Origin of the sequence: Xanthomonas prunicola (assembly GCF_025266575.1) — a bacterium.
Lineage (GTDB): Bacteria > Pseudomonadota > Gammaproteobacteria > Xanthomonadales > Xanthomonadaceae > Xanthomonas > Xanthomonas prunicola.
Map to the genome: position 1 here is coordinate 81,135 of NZ_CP096142.1, position 21,610 is coordinate 102,744.

Consider the following 21,610-nt stretch of genomic DNA (forward strand, 5'->3'; position numbering starts at 1 on the left):
TGCGATGTCCATGGACTACCGAAAACGCATGAAAACCCCTGGTTTCACGCGCTAGCGGCTGGCACCATGCACGCCATCGACGTGGCTGCAGCACGCGTCGTCACTGCGCCGGCCCCGATGGCAGGCGTCCAACTACATCCCTGTGGCGATAGCCATGGGCACCAGGCGATGCCGTCATACGCCGCTGCCGGCAGCGAGCGTGTCTGCATCGCCAATGCAAGCGCTGCCCGCTTTCGCGGGTTGCTGCCCACGTGTGCAACGCCTTCCCCCCTCCCCGCTCGAGTTACAGCATGTCGTCCCTCTTCCTGCGTTCTACGCTGGCAGCTGCCTGCGTCGGCAGCCTGCTTGCTGGCTGCGGTGCCACCCCGCCACCGGCGGCTCCCTCGCCGCTGCTCATCCACACCAACACGCAGGTGAGCGTGCCGGCGCACTCACCGTTGCGTTCCAGCCTGCGCGTGCAGGCAGTGCGCAGTCAGCGCATCGCCCCCATGGTGGAGATGCCAGCGGTGATCGACGTGTTGCCCGAGCGGCTGGTGCGTGTCGTGCCGCCATTGGCCGGGCGCGTGGTCGCATTGCCCAAGACCCTGGGCGACACCGTGCGTGCAGGCGATGTGCTGTGCGTGCTCGATTCGGCCGAACTTGCCAGTGCCTATAGCGATGCCGGCAAGGCGCGCGCAGCGCTGCAACAAGCACGTCTGGAACTTGCCCGCCAGCAGGCGCTGGCGGTAGACAGCATTTCAGCAGCACGCGATCTGCAAGCGGCACAGCAGGTCTTCGACAGCGCGCAGAACGATGCGCGTGCGGCCAGCGATCGTCTGGCCCAGCTGGGTGTGGCCGCACAAGCAACCTCGCATCGGCGCTATGTATTGCGTGCGCCCATTGCCGGCCGCGTGGTCGACCTGAGCGCCGCGTTGGGCGGCTTTTGGAATGACACGTCAGCGCCACTGATGACAGTGGCCGATATCTCGCAGGTCTGGCTGACCGCCAGCGTGCCGGAACGCGAGATTGGCCAGGTCTTCGAAGGGCAGCCGGTCACTGCCAGCTTGGATGCCTACCCAGGCCAACGCTTTACTGGCCAGGTGCAACACCTGGACGATCTGCTCGATCCCGCCACCCGCACGTTGAAAGTCAGGGTGGTATTGAATAACCGCGATGGCCTGCTCAAGCCAGGCATGTTTGCGCGCGCCCAGTTTCAAGCACGCCCACAGCAGGCGTTGATGGTTCCCGACAGCGCGCTGTTGCAGATGGGACTGTATACGCGGGTGTTTATCGAAACCGCACCGTTCGTCTATCGCTCGCGCATCGTGGCGACAGGCCGCGCTGTGGATGGGTACACCGAAGTCCTGTCCGGCTTGAAGGCAGGCGAACGTGTGGTGATCCAGGACGGAGCCTTGCTCAATGATTGAGTCGATCATCACCACCTGCTTTCAGCGTCGCGGCATCGTCTGGCTGGTCTTTTTACTCATTGCGTTATACGGCTCATGGAGCTGGACGCAGTTGCCGGTGGAAGCCTATCCAGATATCGCCGATGTCACCTCGCAGGTGGTCACGCAGATACCGGGCCTGGGTGCGGAGGAAGTAGAACAGCAGATCACTGTGCCGCTGGAACGTGCGTTGATGGGCACGCCAGGCCTGCATGTGTTGCGCTCGCGCAGCCTATTCGCTCTCTCGTTGATCACATTGGTCTTCGATGACGGCACGGAAGGGTATTTCGCGCGTCAGCGCGTGCTGGAACGCATACAGGCGGTTACCCTGCCCTATGGCGCGATTCCCGGGCTGGACCCGTACACCTCACCCACCGGCGAGATTTATCGCTATACGCTGGAATCGAAGACACGCAGCCTGCGCGAGCTATCGGACCTGCAATTCTGGACGGTGATTCCGCGCCTGCAGAAGGTCCAAGGCGTGGCCGATGTCACCAACTTCGGCGGCCTCACCACGCAGTTCTCATTGGCGCTGGAGCCGGATCGCTTGACCCGCTACGGGGTGTCGCTGCAGCAGGTCAAGAGCGCCATCACCAGCAACAACGCCGATGGCGGCGGCAGCGTGATGGATCGCGGCGAACAGAGTTACGTGATCCGCGGCATCGGCTTGCTGCACTCGTTGCAGGACATCGGCAATGTAGTGGTGAGCAGCAGCAATGGCGTGCCTGTCCTGGTCAAGGATCTGGGCGAGGTGCGCTACGACAATGTGGAGCGGCGCGGCATTCTGGGCAAGGACAGCAATCCGGACACGATCGAAGGCATCGCGTTGCTGCTCAAGGACAGCAATCCGTCGGTGGCGTTGCAAGGCATCCACAGCGCCGTGGAGGAGCTCAACAACAGCGTGTTGCCCAAGGACGTCAAGGTGGTGCCCTACCTGGATCGCACTGCGTTGATCGACGCCACGCTGCACACGGTGAGCGCCACGCTCACCGAAGGCATGCTGCTGGTGTGCGTGGTGCTATTGATCTTCCTGGGCAGCCCGCGCGCGGCGGCGATCGTGTCGCTGACCATCCCGCTGTCGTTGTTGATCGCCTTCATCTTCATGCACCACCTCAAGATTCCTGCCAATCTGCTGTCCTTGGGCGCGATCGATTTCGGCATCCTGGTCGATGGCGCGGTGGTGCTGGTAGAAAATGTCCTGCGCCTGCGCGAGGAAAACAGCGAGCGTGCGTTGACTGCGCGCGATGCGATCGACGCCACCTTGCATGTGGCCCGGCCGATCTTCTTCGGCATGGCAGTCATCGGCTGTGCGTATCTGCCGCTGCTCGCGTTCGAACGCATCGAATACAAGCTGTTTTCGCCGATGGCCTACGCAGTGGGCGCAGCCTTGATCGGTGCGCTGCTGGTGGCATTGATGTTGATTCCCGCCCTGGCGTGGTTGGCGTTCCGCAAGCCGCGCAAGATGATGCACAACCGCGTACTGGAGGCACTGGGACAGCGCTACCGCGCGTTGCTGGAGCGTAGCGTTGGCCGACGCGGTTGGTTGCTGGCCTGTGCGGCGCTGGCCTTGTGCGTGCTGGCTGTGTTGGGTGGCAGCATCGGCCGGGACTTCTTGCCCTACATCGATGAAGGCTCGCTATGGCTGCAGGTGCAGATGCCGCCGGGCATCACCCTGGACAAGGCAGCCACCATGGCCAACGCCTTGCGCAAGGCCACGCTGGAATTTCCCGAGGTGTCGTACGTGGTGACCCAGACCGGGCGCAACGACGATGGCACCGACTACTGGACGCCGTCGCATATCGAAGCGAGCGTCGGCTTGCGTGCGTACAAACAATGGCCATCGGGCATGGACAAGCAGAGACTGATCGCTGCGCTTGGCGCGCGTTATGCGCAGATGCCCGGCTATACGGTCAGCATGATGCAGCCGATGATCGACGGCGTGCAGGACAAGCTCTCCGGCGCGCACAGCGATCTGACCGTCAAGGTGTTCGGCGACGATCTGCAGCAGGTGCGTGGCGTTGCCGAACAGGTGGCCGCCGTCTTGCACAAGGTGCCGGGCGCTGCGGATATCGCCGTGGATGTAGAGCCGCCCCTGCCCAACCTGCAGGTGCGCTTCGACCGCGAGGCGGCGGCGCGCTACGGCATCAATGCGGCCGATGTGTCGGATCTGATTTCCACCGGCATCGGCGGCAGCCCGATCGGCCAGATGTATATCGGCGAGAAGAGTTACGACCTCACCGTGCGCTTTCCGCAACGGTATCGCAACGATCCTCGGGCCATCGGCGCGTTGCGTTTGCGCACCGCTGCCGGTGCTGAGATACCGCTATCGGCGGTGGCAAGCATCACGACCACCAGCGGCCAGAGCGTGATCGTGCGCGAGATGGGACGGCGCAACATCATCGTGCGGCTCAACGTGCGCGGCCGCGATCTTTCCAGTTTTCTCGGCGATGCGCAGGCCACACTCGCGCGGCAAGTGCGGGTCGATCCGCAGCATATGCAGTTAGTGTGGGGTGGCCAGTTCGAAAACCTGCAGCGTGCTCAGGCACGCTTGCTGGTGGTGCTGCCGACCACCTTGTGCATCATGTTCGTGCTGCTGTTCGGCGCGTTCGGCAACCTGCGCCAGCCGACATTGGTGCTGGCCGCCGTGCCGCTGGCGATGATCGGCGGGCTGGCCGCACTGCACCTGCGCGGGATGACGCTCAATGTCTCCAGCGCGGTGGGCTTCATCGCCTTGTTCGGCGTGGCGGTATTGAACGCGGTGCTGATGCTGGCGCAGATCAACCGATTGCGGCAGGACGCCGGCATGTCTTTGCGCGAGGCGGTGGTGGCTGGCGCCGTTAGCCGCATGCGTCCGGTACTGATGACCGCCACGGTGGCAGCGCTGGGCCTGACACCGGCGATGCTCGCCACCGGCCTGGGCAGCGATGTGCAACGCCCATTGGCCACGGTGGTGGTTGGTGGGTTGGTCACCGCCACGGTACTTACGCTGGTGTTGTTGCCATCGCTGTACTACCTGATGGAAGCCTTCGTCACAACGCGTCAGGGCCGCAAGGAGACAACCGCATGACACACCTTCGCAACGCGCTGCTCGCGAGTGCAGTGGCGGTGTCGCTCGCCGCCTGCGCAGTGGGACCGGACTTTCAGCGCCCCGCTCCCCCTGCGACCGACCGCTACACCGCCAACGCGTTACCGGCAACGACTGCAGCCGCCGACGCGGCGCATGGCGGTGCGCAACAATTCGAGCCGGGGCAGGATGTGTCGGCCGCCTGGTGGCGCGCATTCGGCTCTTCGCAACTGAATACTGTGGTGGAGCGTGCATTGCGTGCCAACCCGGATCTGCAGGCCGCCGACGCGGCGCTGCGGCAGGCGCAACAAACGCTTGCCGCGCAACGCGGTGCCTGGCTGCCGCAAGCGGATCTGCATGTGGATGCCAGCCGGCAACGCGACTCGGTGGTGCCCGCGCCAGATGCCGGCATCGACACGCCGTACGCGCTACGCACCGCACAGCTCACCGTGAGTTATACGCTGGACGTGTTTGGCGGCACGCGGCGGCAAGTGGAAGCGGCCGGCGCGCAGGCACAGGCGCAGCGCGATCAGCGCGATGCGGCGTATCTGAGCCTCACCGCCAATGTGGTCAACGCGGCCATTGGCGAAGCGGCGGTGCGCGCGCAACTGGATGCTGCGCGCACGCAGGTCGCCCTGGCCGAACAGCTGTGCACGCTCACCGAACGCCAGCAGACCCTTGGCGCCATCGGGACCGCGCAGGTGCTGGCCCAACGCACTGCGCTGGCGCAGGCGCAGGCCGCAGTCCCGGCGCTGCAAAAACAGCTGGAACAACAACGCACCCTGCTCGCGATTCTAGGCGGGCAATTGCCTAACGAGGCGGTAGGTGAGGCATTTACGTTGGAGACGCTGCAGCTTCCGGCGCAACTGCCGTTATCGCTGCCCTCGCGGTTGGTCGACCGCCGTCCGGATATCCGCGCCGCCGAAGCGCAAGCACATGCTGCCAGCGCGCTGATCGGCGTGGCGGCCGCAGCGCGCTTGCCATCCATTGCCTTAAGTGCCGCCAGCGGCGGTTCTGCGGCCAGTTTCGGGCACATGTTCGCGGCCGGTAATACGCAATGGTCCGTGGCAGGCAGCCTGCTGCAGCCGCTGTTCCATGGCGGTGCGCTTGCGCATCAGCAACGGGCGGCCGAAGCCGGCTACGCGCAGGCCATGGCGCAATACCGCAGCGTGGTGTTGAACGCGTTTGGCGAGGTTTCTAATGCGCTCACTGCGCTGCAGAGCGACGCACAGAGTCTGCGGGCCTCTGCCGATGCGCAGGTGCTGGCGGAGCGCACGCTGGCGCTAGTGCAGCGTCAGCGGGCGGTGGGCGCGGTGGGGATGACCGATCTGTTGCAGGCACAGCAGGCCTACCAAAGCGCGCAGGCGGCCACAGTGCAGGCACAAGCCGCGCGCTACACCGACACCGTGGCGCTGTATCAAGCCCTGGGTGGCGGTCCGTGGTGGTCGCCACCGGCGCAGACGCCCGAACCTGCGGCTCCATGAATCAAGCACGGCCTCCAGCGCCGGTTGTGTAACGGCGGCGCTGCCAGCTGAGACAATCGCCGCCATGCGCATGACCTCTCTATTCCGCTCGCCGCCCACCCGTACCGACCTGCTTGGCATGGTCGGCCTGGTGACCGGCATGGCGGCGATCTTCGTCGCCGACACCTTCACCGATTACGCGGTGGCTGCGGCCTTGTTCTACACGCTGGTGGTGCTGCTGTCGGTGCGCCTGCTCACGCGCGCGGGCGTCGTGGCCTTGGCGGCTACCTGCCTGGCACTGATCGTGCTCAGCTTCCATCTCACGCCGGCCGGCAGTTACCGCGTGGGGGTGATCAACTCCTGCATCAGCGCGGTGGTGGTTGCGGTCACCACGTACCTGGCGGTGCAGATGGAAGCGGCCAAAGCCAGTGCACATGCCGCGCAGGCACGGCTGTTGCGGCTGACCCGCAGCGGTAGCATGGGCGGGTTGGCCGCATCGATCGCGCACGAAGTCAATCAACCGTTGGCCGCCATTGTGACCAGCGGCAACGCCTGCCAACGCTGGTTGGCGCAGCAACCGCCGAACCTGGCCAAGGCCGATGCTGCACTGGAGCGCATGCTCGCCGACGCTGGCCGCGCCAGCGCAATCATCGCGCGCATGCGTGCGCTGGCGCGTGGCGAAGCGAGTCAACGCCAGCCGCTGGATTTGAACCGCACGGTGCTCGACATGATTGCGCTCACCCGGGGCGAAACCGAGCGCCATGGCATCGCGTTGTCGCTGGAACTGGACCCTGCCCTGCCTGCGGTGCTGGCCGATGGCGTGCAGATTCAGCAGGTCATTGGCAATCTATTGCTCAACGCGGTGGAGGCACTGGCCACACTGCCGGATGAGGCGCGCAGCATCCACGTGCGCTCGCATATCGATGGTGCGTGGGCATGCCTGTGCATCGATGATACCGGCCCGGGTTTGTCAGAGGATGCACTGGCGCATGTCTTCGAAGCATTCTGGAGCACCAAGGACGATGGCATGGGCATTGGCTTGAGCATTAGCCGCACCATCATGGAAGCCAACGGCGGGCAGATCTGGGCGGAGCCGGCCGGCATGCGCGGTGCGCGCTTCGGCCTGCGTTTGCCCTTGGTCGCAGCGGAGCGCAGGCAATGAGCGAGATGGCTCCCGTGGTGTATCTCATCGACGACGACGCCTCGATGCGCGCCGCACTGGAAGATCTGTTCGCCTCGGTCGGGCTGCAGGTCTGCGCGTTTGGTTCCACCGATGAATTCCTTGCGCATCGGCTGCAGGACGCGCCCGCCTGTCTGGTACTGGACATCCGCATGCCGGGCCAGAGCGGAATGGAGTTTCATCGGCGCATGGTCGAATCCGGCTTCGCCCTGCCAACGATCTTCATCACTGGCCATGGCGATATCGCGATGAGCGTGGAAGCGATGAAGAATGGCGCGATCGAATTCCTGACCAAACCGTTCCGTGATCAAGCCCTGCTGGATGCAATTCAGGACGGTATCCGCCGCGACTGCGCGCGCCGCCAGAGCGATGCGGTCGCGGCGGAGCTGCGTGCGCGTTGGGAGTCGCTGAGCAGCGGTGAGCAGGATGTGACGCGACTGGTGGTGCAAGGCCTGTTGAACAAACAGGTGGCCGCGCGCTTGCACCTCAGCGAGATCACCGTAAAAGTGCGGCGTGGGCAGGCCATGCGCAAGATGCAGGCCGGCTCGCTGGCCGAGCTGGTGCGTCTGGCCGAACGCATCGGGCTGTGATGCGCGTTGCGCAACCGATATTGGTGTGCGTGCTGTGTTGCGTGCCCGCACATGCGCCATCGGCTGATGGCAGTGGCAGTTATGGTTTGAGTGGTCTGTAACTGCAAAGCTCCAATGACGCGACATGCAGGCAGCGCGCCAATGAATGTCGGCATGTCATGGGCTGATCTGATCGCAGCAATGCACACGAATGCTTACGTGCACGCCTTACGACTCGCGCGACGCACATAGAAGAACACGCAAAGGAAACGCCCCGGCATGCCGGGGCATTTCTCAGTTTCAAGCATGCGGCAAGCCAAGACTCAGAAACTCACCCCCCAGGTCACCTGACCACCGTACGCCGTCTGCCCGTCACCGTTGAGTCCTTGCAACGATAGGGCCAACCGGCTGCTCGGCGAGGTGACGAGGCTCACGCCGAACTCGCCAATGGCAGCGTTTTTGGCCAGGGTGACGCTTTGCACCGAGAACTCCGAGGCGGTGCCGACGAAGCCGGCCGAGCGCTGCACGGAACGGTCGCCGAAGGCATGCCGCCAGCCTGCCGACGCATACAACGCCGCCTTTTGGCCCAAGCCCCAGTGCCCACGCACACCCAGCGTGGCGGTGCTGAAGGTATCGCTGGCACTGTCCACCGACAGCGCGGCAATACCGCCGCGCTCGATGAAACCGTCGGTCTTCAGACGGGTGTAATCGGCCGCAATGAACGGGCTGTAGATCGCATCCTTGATGCGTAGATTCCAGGCCGCTTCCAGCGAGACTGTCACTGCGCTGGCATCGTAGCTGCTGCTCAGGCGTTCTTCGAGCACGTCGGGCAACATCACCCGGCGCGTGCTGTCGACGCTGTAGCTGGCGTAATCCACCGCGCCTTGCAGCGAGAACGCAGACCAGTCGGTACGTCCATACACGCCAGCATGGGTGCCATCCACATCGGCACGGTCGCCCCACTCGCGCGACCAGCTCTCGATGTCCTGGTTGCCCACTGCGATGCCCACCACGCTGCCTTCGCCGAAGCGACGTTCCGCACCGGCCATCACGCCGTTGTCCTCGCGGCGCACCGACAGCGCATTGGCATCGCCATCGACACGGTTAGGCAGGCTGCGCCCGGTGATCCACACCAGGGTGTCGCCAACCATCGAGTTCTGGCTGTCGCCGCGCAGATGGTTGCCGATGCCGCTGTTGAGGAAGCGGCTATCAAGCAGCGCGGTAGCAGTGCTGGCATGGCTTTCGCCCGACAGCGAGGCAAACGCGGTGCGAACCGCTTCCGGGTCGTCGGGCAAACGCACCACGGCTTGATAGATCGGGCTGGTGTTCGGCAAGCCATCCACGGCCGCTGCAGTGGACTGCTGGTTCGGGGTGGTTACCGCGTCCACCATGCCCACCGTATTGCGCCCGAACGTTATCGACAACGCAGTGGCGGTGGTGCTCACATTCGGCTCGATAAACGCGTAATCGGAGACGACGTCGGTGAACTGTCCGGTGAGACCACCGCTGGCGCTGATCACCGGAATCTCCGTAAACAGCGGAATATCGGTCGCACGCACCAACTCCAGGGTGGTGCCGGTCGCCACGGTAGCTGCGCCGCCTACCGTCACCGGCGTCACCACACCGCCGTCGCCGGGCGTGACCTGCAACGTCGAGCCTGATGCAAACGTGGCATTACCGCCGACGCTGAGGGTGCCACCGGTACCACCGATGGCGACCGTACCCGACGACACCAGGCTGCCGATATTGCCGCTGCCGGTGAGCGTGCCGCCCGGGCCCACCGTGACCGGCCCGCCCAGCGCAGCGCCGGGGTTGGCCAGGTTGCCGACACTCAAGGTGCCGGCATTGACCTCCGTCGGGCCGGTGAAGGTGCTGCTGTTGGCGGTGAGCAATAGCGTGCCGGTCCCCAGCTTGATGAAACGACCGACCCCGAACAACCGGCCTGCATAGCGACCGGCATTGTTTTGCAGGAACGTCAGCGTGCTGTTGTTGGTGATGTCGCCCTGCAGGCTAGCGGTGTTGCCGATCAACGTACCCGCATTGATGGCGGTGCCGCCCAGATAGCTGTTGCCACCTTGCAGAGTCAGCGCACCAGCGCCCTCCTTGATCAAGGCACCGCTACCGGTCACGTTGCCGGCATAGGTCCCGTCGGTCGCCTGGTCGAACACCAGCACTGCGTTATCGACAATGTTGCCCTGCAGGCTGTCGGTGGTGCCGATCAGGCTGCCACTGGCAATGGTGGTGCCGCCGCTGTAGGTGTTCGGCGCCACCAAGGTCAACGCGCCGGCACCCTGCTTGATCACGCTACCGGTGCCGCTGACCACGCCGGCAAACGCGCCATCGCTGGCCTGATCGAAGATCAACGTCGCATTGTCGACCACGTCGCCCTGCAGGCTGGTGGTGTTGCCGACCAGGCTGCCGGCGCTGATGACGGTGCCACCGGTATACGTATTGGCGCCAAGCAATTGCAGCACGCCGCTGCCAGTCTTTTCCAGCGAGCCACTCCCGCTGACTGCACCGGCATACACGCCGCCGGTGGTCTGGTTGAACACCAACGCCGCGTTGTTGGTGATATCGCCCTGCAAGCTGGCGCTGTCGCCGATCAGGGTGCCGGCCACAATGCTGGTGCCGCCGGTGTAGCCATTGGCACCGTTGAGCAGCAGTGCGCCGGCGCCATCCTTGACCACGGTGCCGGTGCCGGTGATCGAGCCATTGAACACGCCATCAGCCACTTGGTTGAGCGCCAACGTCGCGTTATCCACGATGGCGCCTTGCAGACTTGCGCTATCGCCCACCAACGTGCCCGCAGTCAGCGTGGTGCCACCGCTATAGCTGTTGCTGCCATCCAGGGTCAGCGTGCCGGTGTTGATCTTGATCAACGCACCGTTACCGTTGATGTTGCCGGCAAGCGTGAGGTCGGCCGGGTTATCGACAGTGAGCGCCGCACCCAGCGTGACCGCGTTACCCAGTGCGGCGGCAACCGGATTGCTCAGCACCGAATCGCCGGTCACCGACAAGACGCCGCTACCCAGGGCGGTGTTGCTGCCCACTGCAAGATTGCCATCGCTGAGTACCGTGCCGCCGACATAGCTGTTGTTGCCGCTCAGCGTGAGCGTGGACGTGCCGTTCTTGATCAAGCCGCCGGCACCGCTGATCGCGCCGGTCAATGCCAGATCGTTGCTGCCGGGCAGCGTCAACGCACCATTGAGCACCACCGCATTGCCGACAGCCAGTGCTTGATTGGTGTCGAGGGTGGTGCCCGCTGCGGCGGTCAGCGTGCCCGTGCCCAATGCTTGCGCATTACCCAGCACCAGGCTGCCGCCGCCGAGCGCAGTGCCGCCGGTATAAGTGTTGGGACCACTCAACACCAGCGTGCCGGTATCGAGCTTCTGCACTGTGCCGGTGCCGCCGATGGCGAGATCGATGGTGGCGGTTGCACCGGGGTCGACGCGGATGATGGTGTTCGCTGCGTTGGCGCTCAATGCGCCACCACCTGCATCACTGAGCACATAGCCATCGGTGATGAATTGCATGCCGACGATGCCTTGGGTGCCCTGCACGCCCACGTTGCCCGCGCTGCCGGCAAAGACCGCAAAGCTGTTCTGCCAGTCGCTATTGGTCAGCCCATCAATCGAGGTCCAGTTGGTGGTACCAGCAGTCCACACGCCGGTGCCGCCATCGGCGATGCCGTTGGCGACAGTCTGCGCGCCATCCCAGAACTGCACGTTGGTGCCCGATGCCAACAGCACCACATTGACCTGCTGCGCCAATGAGGTCTGCAGTGTGAGCTGGGCGGGGTCGACCGTGCCCGGCAACGTGCCGAAGCTCATGCCGTTGTTGGTCAACGCGCCGGTGTAATCGATCAAGCGGTACACGCCGGTACCGAACCCGCCGATGTCGGTGATGTTGAGCGTACCGTCCAAGGTCAGGTCGCCGTTGACCGCCAGCACCCCTGTCTGGTTGGGTATTCCCAAGAACGCATCGAGCGTGGCATTGGGTGCAAAGCTCAGGCTGCCGGTGGTCAGCAGCGAGCCGCTAGTCACCACCAGACGGCCACCGTCGTTCACCGTCACCGCGGCATCGACCACACCGCTGCCGCTCAGGGTGCCGCCGGCACCTACCGAGAGGCCACCGGTGCTGCCCAGCGTGCCATCCACATCCAGCGTGCCCGCCGTGATCTGCGTGGTGCCGCCGATCGCGCTGGTGCCGGTGACTTGCAGCGTGCCAGTGCCGACCTTTTCAAGATTGCCGGCATCGCTCAATGAACCTGCGAAGGTGCTGCTTGCGTTGTTGACGCCCAACTGCAGTGTGTTGCCACCCACGATCGCCACATTGCCCAAGCCGGTAACGCTATTCAATGCGGTATTGCTGCCGAGCGAGAGCCCTGCCCCTGCCGCGACATCCACGCTGGCGGTCGTCCCCAATGTGCCTGTGGCGGAGGTGGCAAGCACGCCGCTCTGCACCGACACCGGGCCACTGAACAGATTGCTGCCAGACAAGGTCAACGTGCCCAGGCCGGTCTTGGTCAGCGCACCCGCACCACTGAGCACGCCGGTCAACGCCAGGTCGTCCGCACTGGCGATGGTCAGGTTGGCGCCCAGGTTGACGTTGTTGCCCAGAGCCAGCGCAATCGCATTGCTCAAGGTCGATGTGCCCAGCACCGACAGGCTGCCTGCGCCGAGTGCGGTGGTGCTGCCCACCGCCAGCGTGCCGGCGTTCAACACGCTGCCGCCGACGTAACTGTTGCTGCCATCCAGCGTGAGCGTGGAGGTGCCGTTCTTGATCAGGCTGCCGGCACCGCTGATCGCACCGGTCAATGCCAGGTCGTTACTGCCGGGCAAGGTCAACGCACCATCGAGCACCACCGCATTGCCGACTGCCAATGCTTGATTGGTGTCGAGTGTGGTGCCCGTTGCGACGGTCAGCGTGCCGGTGCCCAACGCTTGCGCACTGCCCAACACCAGGCTGCCGCCGCCAAGTGCGGTACCGCCGGTGTAGGTGTTGGGTCCACTCAGTACCAATGTGCCGGTGTCGAGCTTTTGCACCCCGCCGAGGCCGGTGATGGCGATATCGATGCTGGCGGTCGCACCCGGGTCCACGCGAATGGCGGTCAACGGCCCCGTCACCGCCAGTGCGCCCGCGCCGGCATCGGTTAACTGATATCCATCGGTGACGAACTGCAGGCCCCCGATGTTCTGCGTGCCCTGCACGCCGACTGTGCCTGCAGCGCCGGAAAACACTGCGAAATCGCCTTGCCAGGTGCTGTTGGCGCTGCCGTCCTGACCGGTCCAGTTAGTGCCCGCGCCCCAGGTACCGGAGCCGCCATCGACGGTGCCATTGGCCGTGGTCTGCACGCCGTCCCAGAACTGCACGATGCTGCCCGGTGCGGTCACCACCAGATTGAGTTGCTGGCCGATGGCGGTCTGCAAAGCGAGCTGGCTGATGTCCACGCTGCCGGGAAACAGGCCAATCAGCATGCCGTTATTGGTGAGCGCGCCGGTGTAGTCGATCAAGCGGTACACGCCGGTGCCGAAGCCACCGAGATCGGTGATATTGAGCGTGCCGTCCAGGGTGAGATTGCCATTGACCTCAAGCAGTCGCGTTGCGCTTGGCGCACCCAACGCCACATCGACAAACGCGCCCGGTGCCAGCGTCAACGCGCCCACACTCAGCGACGAACCGCTGGTCAGTGCGAGCCGGCCACCATCGCTGACGGTCACGGCAGCGCCCACGTTACCGGCGGTGCCGGTGCCGGTCAGCGTGCCGCCCGAGGCCACGTTCAATGCGCTGGTGCCGAGGCTGCCGACCACATCGAGCGTGCCCCCGCTGACCTGCGTGGTGCCGCCGATGGCGCTGGTGCCGAGCAAACGCACGGTGCCGGTACCTACCTTGTCCAGATTACCGCCACCGCCCAGGCTGCCGACAAAATCGCCGCCACCCAGTTGCAGTGTGGCACCGGTATCGGTATCCACGCCGCCCGCACCGCTGAGCGCGTTGATCAAGCCACCGTTGGTCAGATTCAACAGCGCACCTGCCGCGACATCGACATTGCTGGCGTTGCCCAACGAGGCAGCGGTGCTTGCCACCACGGTGCCAGCCTGGATCGCCAACGGGCCGGTGTAACTATTGTTGCCGCTCAAGGTCAGCGTGCCGAGTCCGGTCTTGATCAGATCGCCGCTTCCGCTGATGGCGCCGCTGGCCAGCATGTCTGCGGCGTTCTCCACGGTGAGCGCAGCGTTCAGTGCAATATCGTTGCCCAGCACCACGGCGACCGCATTGCTCAATACCGAATTGCCGAGCACCGACAGGCTGCCGGTGCCCAGAGCATTGTCGGCCCCCACCGCAATCGTGCCCGCGCTCAAGCTCGTGCCACCGCTGTAGCTGTTGCTCGCATTGAGCGACAGCGTGGTGGTGCCGTTCTTGATCAGGCTGCCGGTGCCGCTGATGGTGCCATCCAAGGCCAGATCGTTGCTGCCGAGCAGCGTCAGTGGAGCGTTCAACAAGACGTCGTTGCCCACCGCCAACGCGGCTGTGGTATCCAGTTCGGCCGCGCCGCCGACCACCAGGCCGCCCACGCCGAGCGCGTCATTATTGCCAAGTACCAGCCGCCCTGCATCCAGCGCAACGCTGCCGCTGAAGCTATTTGCATTGCCCAGTGTCAACGTGGCATTGCCTTGTTTGTTGAGACCACCGATGCCGCTGATGACGCCATTGAGCGCGACATCCTGGTTTCCTGGCAATGTCAGCGTGCCATTCAACGCAACTGCGTTGCCCAGTGCCACGGCGGTGCTCGCATCCAATATGGTACCGCCTGCGGCGGTCAGGGTGCCGACACCCAATGCGGTATCGCTGCCAACCAGCAACGACCCGCTCTGCAATTGCAGCCCGCCGCCCCAGGTGTTGTTGCCGTTGAGTGTGAGCGTTTGCGTGCCGGTCTTGATCAGGCTGCCGGCGCCATCGATCACGCCATCGAGCGTGAGGTTTTGTCCATCGATCGTCAGCGCACCATCCACGGTGACCGCGTTCTGCAAGGTCACTGCGGTGGCGGCATTGAGCAGCGTGCCGTTGGCGGCGGTGAGTGCGCCGCTGCCCAGCGCGGTATCGCTCCCCACCACCAGGGCGCCGTCGTTCAATAGCGTGCCGCCGGTGTAGACGTTGGCGCCGTTGAGTGTGAGCGCACCAGTGCCCTGCTTGACCAGGCTGCCGGTGCCGCTCACGGTGCCGGTCAGGCCCAGGTCGTTGTTGCCGGTCAACGACAGCGCGCCATTGACCACCACATCGTTGCCCACCGTGGTCGCGGTCGTGGCCTGCAGTTGTGTGCCGCCGGCTGCAGTCAACACGCCGCTGCCCAATGCAGCGCCGCTGCCGATCAACAAACTGCCCGCGTTGAGATCCACGCCGCCGTTGAAGGTGTTTGCGCCAGTCAGGGTCAGCGCCGCAGCGCCGTTCTTGATCAAGCCACCGACGCCGCTAATGCCTCCATTGAGGGTCAGGTCCTGGCTGCCACCCAATTGCAGATCCGCATCCAATACCACGTTGTTGGCAAGTACACGTGCGGCGGTGCTATCGAGCAGGCCGCCACTCACGCTCAGGCTGCCTGCCCCGAGTGCGCTATCGCTGCCCAGAATCAGGCTGCCTGCAGTCAGGCGTGTGCCGCCCAGATAGGTGTTGTTGCCGGTAAGGGTCAGGCTGGCCGGGCCGAGTTTATCCAGGCTGCCGGCGCCGCTGATGGCACCGGTGAGCGTGAGCGCATTGCTGCCGTCCACATTGAGCTGCCCTGCCAGCGCAATCGCGTTGGCGAGCGTGCTCACCACGGCGGTGTCCAGCGTGGTGCCCGCCGCTGCGGCCAGTGTCCCGCTACCGAGCGCGGTATCGCTGCCCACCGTGAGCTTGCCGGTAGTGAGCGCGGTGCCGCCGCTATAGGTGTTGTTGCCGCTTAGCGTGAGATCGCCGCCGGATTTGACCAGGCTGCCGGCACCGCTGATGTTGCCGCCCAACGTCAACGCTTGCGCGCCGTTGAGCGTCAGTGCGCCGGCGCTCAGCGTCACTGCATTAGTTAGCGTGGCGGCGGCCGTATTCTGCAAAGCCGCGGCGCCAATGACATTCAACGCACCGGTGCCCAGTGCGGTCCCGCTGGCCACCTGCAAGGTGCCGGCATTGAGGCTGGTGCCACCGGTATAGGTGTTCAAGCCGCCCAGTGTCAGCGTACCGGTGCCGAGTTTGTTCAATGTACCGGCGCCGCTGATGGTACCGGTGAGATTCAACGCGTTGCCGCTACTGCCGACGCCCATCGTTCCGGTCAGCGCAATCGCGTTGCCCAGCGTGGTCGCAGCCGTCGCATCGAGTTCGCCACCGCTGGCGGTGAGCGTGCCGGTGCCCAATGCTGCATTCGAACCGACCACCAACCGCCCGGCGCTGAGCGTGGTGCCGCCGGTGTAGGCATTGGCATTGGTCAGCGTGAGATCGCCAGTGCCGCTCTTGATCAAGCTGCCGGCACCGTTGATGGCGCCGCTGAGCGTGAGCGCTTGTGTGCCGGTCAAGCTCAGCGGCGCAGCAAGGCTGATGCCATTGGCCACCGTCATCGGCGTAGTGGTGCTCAGGCTGGATGCGCCGGTGACATTCAATGCGCCCGTGCCCAGCGCGGAGGCGGTACCCAATTGCAGCGTACCCGATACCAGGTTGGTGCCACCGGTGTAGGTATTGAGTCCGCCGAGCGTAAGCGTGCCCGCACCGGTTTTGTTGACACCACCAACGCCAGCGAGCGTGCCACTCAAGGTCAGCGCGTTGCCGCTGCCGCCCAGACCCAGCGTATTGGTCAGTGCGAAATTATTGGTCAGCGACAGTGGCGCAGTGTTATCCAGCAAACCACCTGCTGCAGTGACCGTGCCAGTGCCGAGCGCACCAGAGGTTTCCAGCAGTACGCTTCCCGCGCCCAAAGTGGTGCCACCGCTGTAGGTATTGCTGCCGCCCAGGGTCAGCGTGCCGGTGCCAACCTTGTTGAGGACTCCGGTGCCACTGATCGTGCCTCCAATCCGTAGCGCGTTTGTGCCGCCGATACCGACCGTGTTGCTCAGCGAAAATGCATTGGCCAGGTTCACCGAAGCACCAGCCAATACGCTACCCCCGGATGCGGTGACGGTGCCGGTGCCCAACGCACTGTTGGTGCCGACCGTCAAGGCGCCATTGATCAAGTTGACGCCACCGGCAAACGTGCTGGCACCGGTAAGCGCCAGTCCGCCAGTGCCGGTTTTGGTCAACGCACCGGCGCCGGTCATCGGGCTGCCGACGGTCAAGGTATTGCTACCCTGCACGGTCAGGCCGCCCGCGCCCAGCGCAATGCCATTGGTCGGCGCCAGCGTCAGGCCCGCAGCCGTGGCCTCAAGCGTGCCGCCGTTGGCGGTGATGGTGTTGCCCAACTGCGCGGGATTGGCGAACTGCAACACGCCGCCATTGAGCGCGCTGTTGCCGAAGTTGCTCGCGCCGCCCACCGACCAGGTGCCGCTATTGACGCGCAAATTGCCGAAATTGATGTACTGCGCAGTACTCAACGTCCCTGTGCCGGTGCTGCCGCTGCCAGTACCCACTGCAGAATTTTGCAGGATCAGCGTGTTGTTGCCGCCCAGGCCGCCGTCCACGACGCCGGTCTGCGCAAAGCTCAGCAAACCGCCGGGGCCGAGTAGTTCGAGTGCGAGTCCACCCGCGCTATTGACGCTGCCGCCGGTTACCGCGGTGAAGTTGTTGATGCTGCCGGCACCCATCGAAACACTGCCGTTGATGGTGCCTGCGTTGACGAACGTATTGCCGGTGGCAGAACTCTGAAAGCCCACCCGCCCGTTGATAGTGCCGGTATTGACGGCGTTGACGGCTCCGCCGCCTGTTACCGCGATCACCGGGGTGTCCACACCCAGAATCGACAGCCCCGCCAGCGGGCGGCTATCGATTACGCCAGCATTGTTGAGCTGCACCGTGCCGTTGCTGGCCGACGTCAGCCCGAGCGCCATGCCGTCGAGATTGAGCAGATTGGCGCCAAGCAAGCCGCCAGTACCGTAGATCGTGCCGCTGGCAAGATTGTTGACGGACACTGCAGTAGAGCTGGCGTTGCCCATGGTCACACCGGTGCTGAGCACCGAGAGCAACCCGAGCACGGAGGGGTCGATCGTGCCGGCGTTGGTGAGCGTGGAATTGGTGCCACTCAAGGCTATGGCGGTACCGCCCAACAGGCCGGCGGTCATTTGGCTGCCGGACGCAATATTTACGGTCAGGTTGTTTGCGCTGCTGGCAAAGCTGTTGCTGGTGACCGGAATACCCGAACACGTGACCGTCGCGCCCGCTGTCGGAATGGCTGGCGTGCACGCGCCCCATGCCAGACCCGGTGCGGCGGCCCCCACCGCCAGGACGACCAGGGCCGGCAAAACACGCCGGGTAGAGCCGGGCTTGCGACGCCGACGCACCAATTCATGCGTCACCACCCAATTGCCGATGGCAGCATTCCAGACCAGCGCAAATGCACGATTCATTTAAATTCCCCTGATTGCCGAGCAGAAACCGACGCGCGCCCATGCACGCGCCTCCAAAGGCGGAATTGGAATAACGGCAGAGCTTGTTTAACGCAGCAACGCTATTCCAGCGAGCATCGATCCAGAGCCAGCGACGACCCTGAAACGAAGATATTGATTAATACCACTTTAAAATTACCCCATTGAGGAATTAATAGGTTAATTGAAACGCCTGAAACTGTGCCCAGCATCACTAACCTAAAATTCACACATGACACAAGCGGAATATGTCGACTGGTTTGCTTGTGCTCGCCAAGTTAATTCAATGACTCATCCGTAATCACGCACAACAGTCGCGCCGCCTGATTCGCCAAATAACCGGTATTCATCGGTAATTTGCAAGGAACTGGATTGGATGAGGTCGAATTATTCGAAGCAGACTGATGCATATCGAGTCTGGCAACCACTTTTATTCATAATCATCTTTTTCGATAAATTTGCTGCACCGCAAAATCCGCGTGAATTCACATTAGCGGATGGGCCTGGTCATTTATGAGTTCGCTTCAACGATTAATACCACTCTCCCATTCGACATCAGACTCCCGAGTGAGGTATTTGTATGTCGCGGGCGCAACAGCAGCGTTTATGGTCGGGACTGCTATCCTGCTGAACATCTGAAATAACTCGAAGGCGATAAGTGTCACGCGTAGTTTGCGCAGAGCTCGTCACCTATCGATGACCTCGGTTTGTTTCTAGTAGCAGTGCAGTGTGTGATCTTCAACACGGAACTGACGACATGACGCTTGCTCTGGACGACAAATCACACGATCGCCACTTCGACTGGTCGGGCGTACCAATCAACTTGGGCGGCATGGAGCCGCTTGAACAAATCGCGCGATTGCTCTGCCACGCATTGGTCGCCCCGGCAGCGGCGCTGACGATCAGTGAAGGCGGCCGCCTCCGCGTACTTGCAGCGCGTGGCATCAACAACAGTCAGGTCGAGCAGGCGATTGCGCTGTGCCACCAGGTTCCGGCAGCGCCGAATGGCGTGGCCGAGTTGATCGAGCATGCGGCGCTTGCGCAGATTCAACTCGGCGATGCGGCCTTCCCCGGTCTGCCCGCCCGCTTCATCGCCTGCGTGCCAGTGGGCGCGCCGCAGACCGGCGTTTCCGGCACGTTGTGTGTGATTGACACGCGCGAGCGTCGGCTGGCAAACCAGGAGCATCAGCAGCTGCTGATGTTTGCCAATGTGGCTGCCGCACAGCTGGAATTACAGTTCGGCGCTGGCCGACGCGAGCCGCATAGCGGCTTGCTCAATGCACGTCAGCTGCAATCGGATCTGGATGCCCTCGCCTTCGGCAGCCACTGCTTGCCCATCATTGCTGCCTTCATTGAGGTCTACGACACCCAGGCCGCCAACGAAGCGCGCCAGGTGCTGGGCATGCAGCCGCTGGAAGAGCTGATCCGCCACGCCAGCTACGTGTTGACGCGTGCCTTGCGCGGCAAGGCCACCGTGTACCACGTGGCATCGATGCGCTTTGCGTTCTTCCTACTCAACTCTGCGCCGGATGAGATGGAAGACCTGCTACTGGATCTGCGCGACATGCTGCACAAGCCAATGGATGCTGCCGGCGTGCCAATGTCGCTGACCTTTCATGCCGGTGTGGTGCGCTTTGCTCCGCAGCAGCCGGACACCAACGATGTGATGCGCAAGGGCCTGGTGGCATTGGGCGATGCCATCAACAACCATGCGATTGTGTGCTGGTATAGCGCCTCGCACGACGATGCCATCCAGCGTTCCTACCGGCTGGCACTGGATGCCGAACAGGCCTTAGACGCCGGCGATTTTCGGTTGGTGTTCCAGCCGCGCATCGATCTTGCAAATCTCTCGGTGACCGGCTTCGAAGCCTTGTTGCGCTGGCATCACGCCAGTCTCGGCCCGATTGGCCCAGACGAGTTCATCCCGTTGTTCGAGAAAACGGCGCTGATGTGCACGGTCACCAATTGGGTGATCGAAACTGCGCTGGTGCAGCTGGCGCAATGGCGAGCGCAGGGGCTGGATTTTTCCATCTCCATCAACTTGTCGTCGCGCGACTTCGGCAACATCAATCTTGCTGCCGATGTGATCAACCGTTGCAAGGATCTGGCGATTCCTACCACCAGCATCGAGCTGGAAATCACCGAAGGCCGCTGGCTGCGCAGCAATGTCGAAGCGGTACCGCGGCTGCGCGCATTGCGCGATGCGGGCGTGAGCGTGGCCATCGACGATTTCGGCACCGGCTACAGCAATTTCGGCTATCTCAGCGAGTTACCGGTCAATGTGCTCAAGCTGGACCGATCCTTGGTCACCGGCATCGCCAACAAAGCCGGCATGCAGATGCGTGCCGAAGCAGTGGTACGCCTGGCCAACGCCTTGGGCTATCGCACCGTGGCCGAGGGCATCGAACATGCCGACGAAATCGCCTTGCTGCGCAGCTGGGGATGCGATGAAGCGCAGGGGTATCTGCTCGCCAAACCGATGGAAGCGCACTTAGTGGGCGACTACGTCAGACAGACCGCGACCTTGCAACGTCTGCCCTGAGGTTTGCGACAGCGTGGTATTGCTTGATAGGCAAGCACGCCGCTCCAGATCTATTAGCACGCATGTGCAGTGCATCGCGATGCGATGCACACATTATCCGTACATGCGATGCAGCACTGGCCAAATCGCTCAGCTGAGATCGTGCAGGTCCTTGCCCAAGGGCGCACTCAGTGCCCAGTCGGAAAAACGCACCTTCAGCCCGGCGCGTTCCGGCGTGCAGCACATCGGTCCGACCAGATACTCGCGTGCCACCGGGAACGGACACAGACGCACCAGCGGCCAGTGACGGCCGTCCGCAGACACCTGCAAGCGCAACACACCATCGGCAACCGTGGCACGAACCCAGAAATCCTTGGGGTCGGCTTCGTACGGACCCGTGGCCCAATCCGACACCGGGTTGGTCAACACGCTACTGAGCATGGCCCGCCCGTCGCTGAGTTCGATCCCGGCCTTGACCCAGTGCTGCTCGTCCACGCGCACCACGATGCCGGCCTGGTCGTACAACGCTTCGTACTGCGCTCGCACCCGTAGCTGCGCAGTAAAACCTGCGCCGGCCTTGATGCCGAGAAAATGCCCGCTGTCGCGGGTGAACCCATAGTGCGTCTTGCGCCAGAAGTCGGTGGCCTTATCGGTCACCACATCCAGCGTGTCACCACTGAGATCGACTGTCTTCGGCCGGTTGAGCCAGGTGCCCGCCTGCCAACTGCTGTCCTGTGCCATCGTTTTCCCCGGTTTGGTCTGTTGTGCAAACGCACTGCCACTGAACGTCATCCCGACCACCCCACCCAGCACGCGCCTGCGTGTGCGATTGAATGCTTCATGTTGCATCGAAT

At 63.6% G+C, this 21,610-nt stretch carries 7 protein-coding genes and 1 pseudogene; 6 read left to right on the forward strand and 2 right to left on the reverse strand.

All coding sequences use genetic code 11. The features are described 5' to 3' along the window. Positions 1–290: 290 nt before the first annotated feature. From M0D43_RS00135 to M0D43_RS00155, 5 genes are all read left to right on the forward strand, one after another. A complete protein-coding gene (locus M0D43_RS00135) occupies positions 291–1,406 on the forward strand; it encodes an efflux RND transporter periplasmic adaptor subunit (protein WP_252163079.1) in 1,116 nt (371 codons plus the stop codon). Beyond that, entirely contained in the window at positions 1,399–4,491 is a 3,093-nt protein-coding gene (locus tag M0D43_RS00140) for an efflux RND transporter permease subunit (protein ID WP_252163080.1), read from the forward strand. The genes M0D43_RS00135 and M0D43_RS00140 overlap by 8 nt, the downstream gene beginning before the upstream one ends. After that, positions 4,488–5,972 (forward strand): efflux transporter outer membrane subunit, encoded by a 1,485-nt coding sequence (locus tag M0D43_RS00145; RefSeq protein WP_260807638.1) that lies wholly within the window; start codon positions 4,488–4,490, stop codon positions 5,970–5,972. The genes M0D43_RS00140 and M0D43_RS00145 overlap by 4 nt, the downstream gene beginning before the upstream one ends. Before the next feature lie 118 nt (positions 5,973–6,090). Further along, positions 6,091–7,113, forward strand: a complete 1,023-nt coding sequence (locus M0D43_RS00150; protein WP_252165155.1) for a sensor histidine kinase — start codon at positions 6,091–6,093, stop codon at positions 7,111–7,113. Next, the gene (locus tag M0D43_RS00155) at positions 7,110–7,721 is read left to right on the forward strand and encodes a response regulator transcription factor (protein ID WP_252163082.1); all 612 of its coding nucleotides are present in this window, start codon (positions 7,110–7,112) and stop codon (positions 7,719–7,721) included. The genes M0D43_RS00150 and M0D43_RS00155 overlap by 4 nt, the downstream gene beginning before the upstream one ends. A 302-nt stretch (positions 7,722–8,023) precedes the next feature. On the opposite strand, the gene M0D43_RS00160 is transcribed toward M0D43_RS00155, so the two are convergent. Beyond that, positions 8,024–18,217, reverse strand: coding sequence for an autotransporter-associated beta strand repeat-containing protein (locus M0D43_RS00160; RefSeq protein WP_260807640.1), 10,194 nt, complete (start codon positions 18,215–18,217; stop codon positions 8,024–8,026). A 749-nt stretch (positions 18,218–18,966) separates the two neighbouring features. Between M0D43_RS00160 and M0D43_RS00165 the strand changes: the two are divergent. After that, positions 18,967–20,777, forward strand: a pseudogene (locus tag M0D43_RS00165) (EAL domain-containing protein). 129 nt (positions 20,778–20,906) lie between these two features. Here the strand turns inward: M0D43_RS00165 and M0D43_RS00170 are convergent. Beyond that, positions 20,907–21,605, reverse strand: coding sequence for a DUF1349 domain-containing protein (locus tag M0D43_RS00170; RefSeq protein ID WP_252163085.1), 699 nt, complete (start codon positions 21,603–21,605; stop codon positions 20,907–20,909). Positions 21,606–21,610 lie beyond the last annotated feature (5 nt).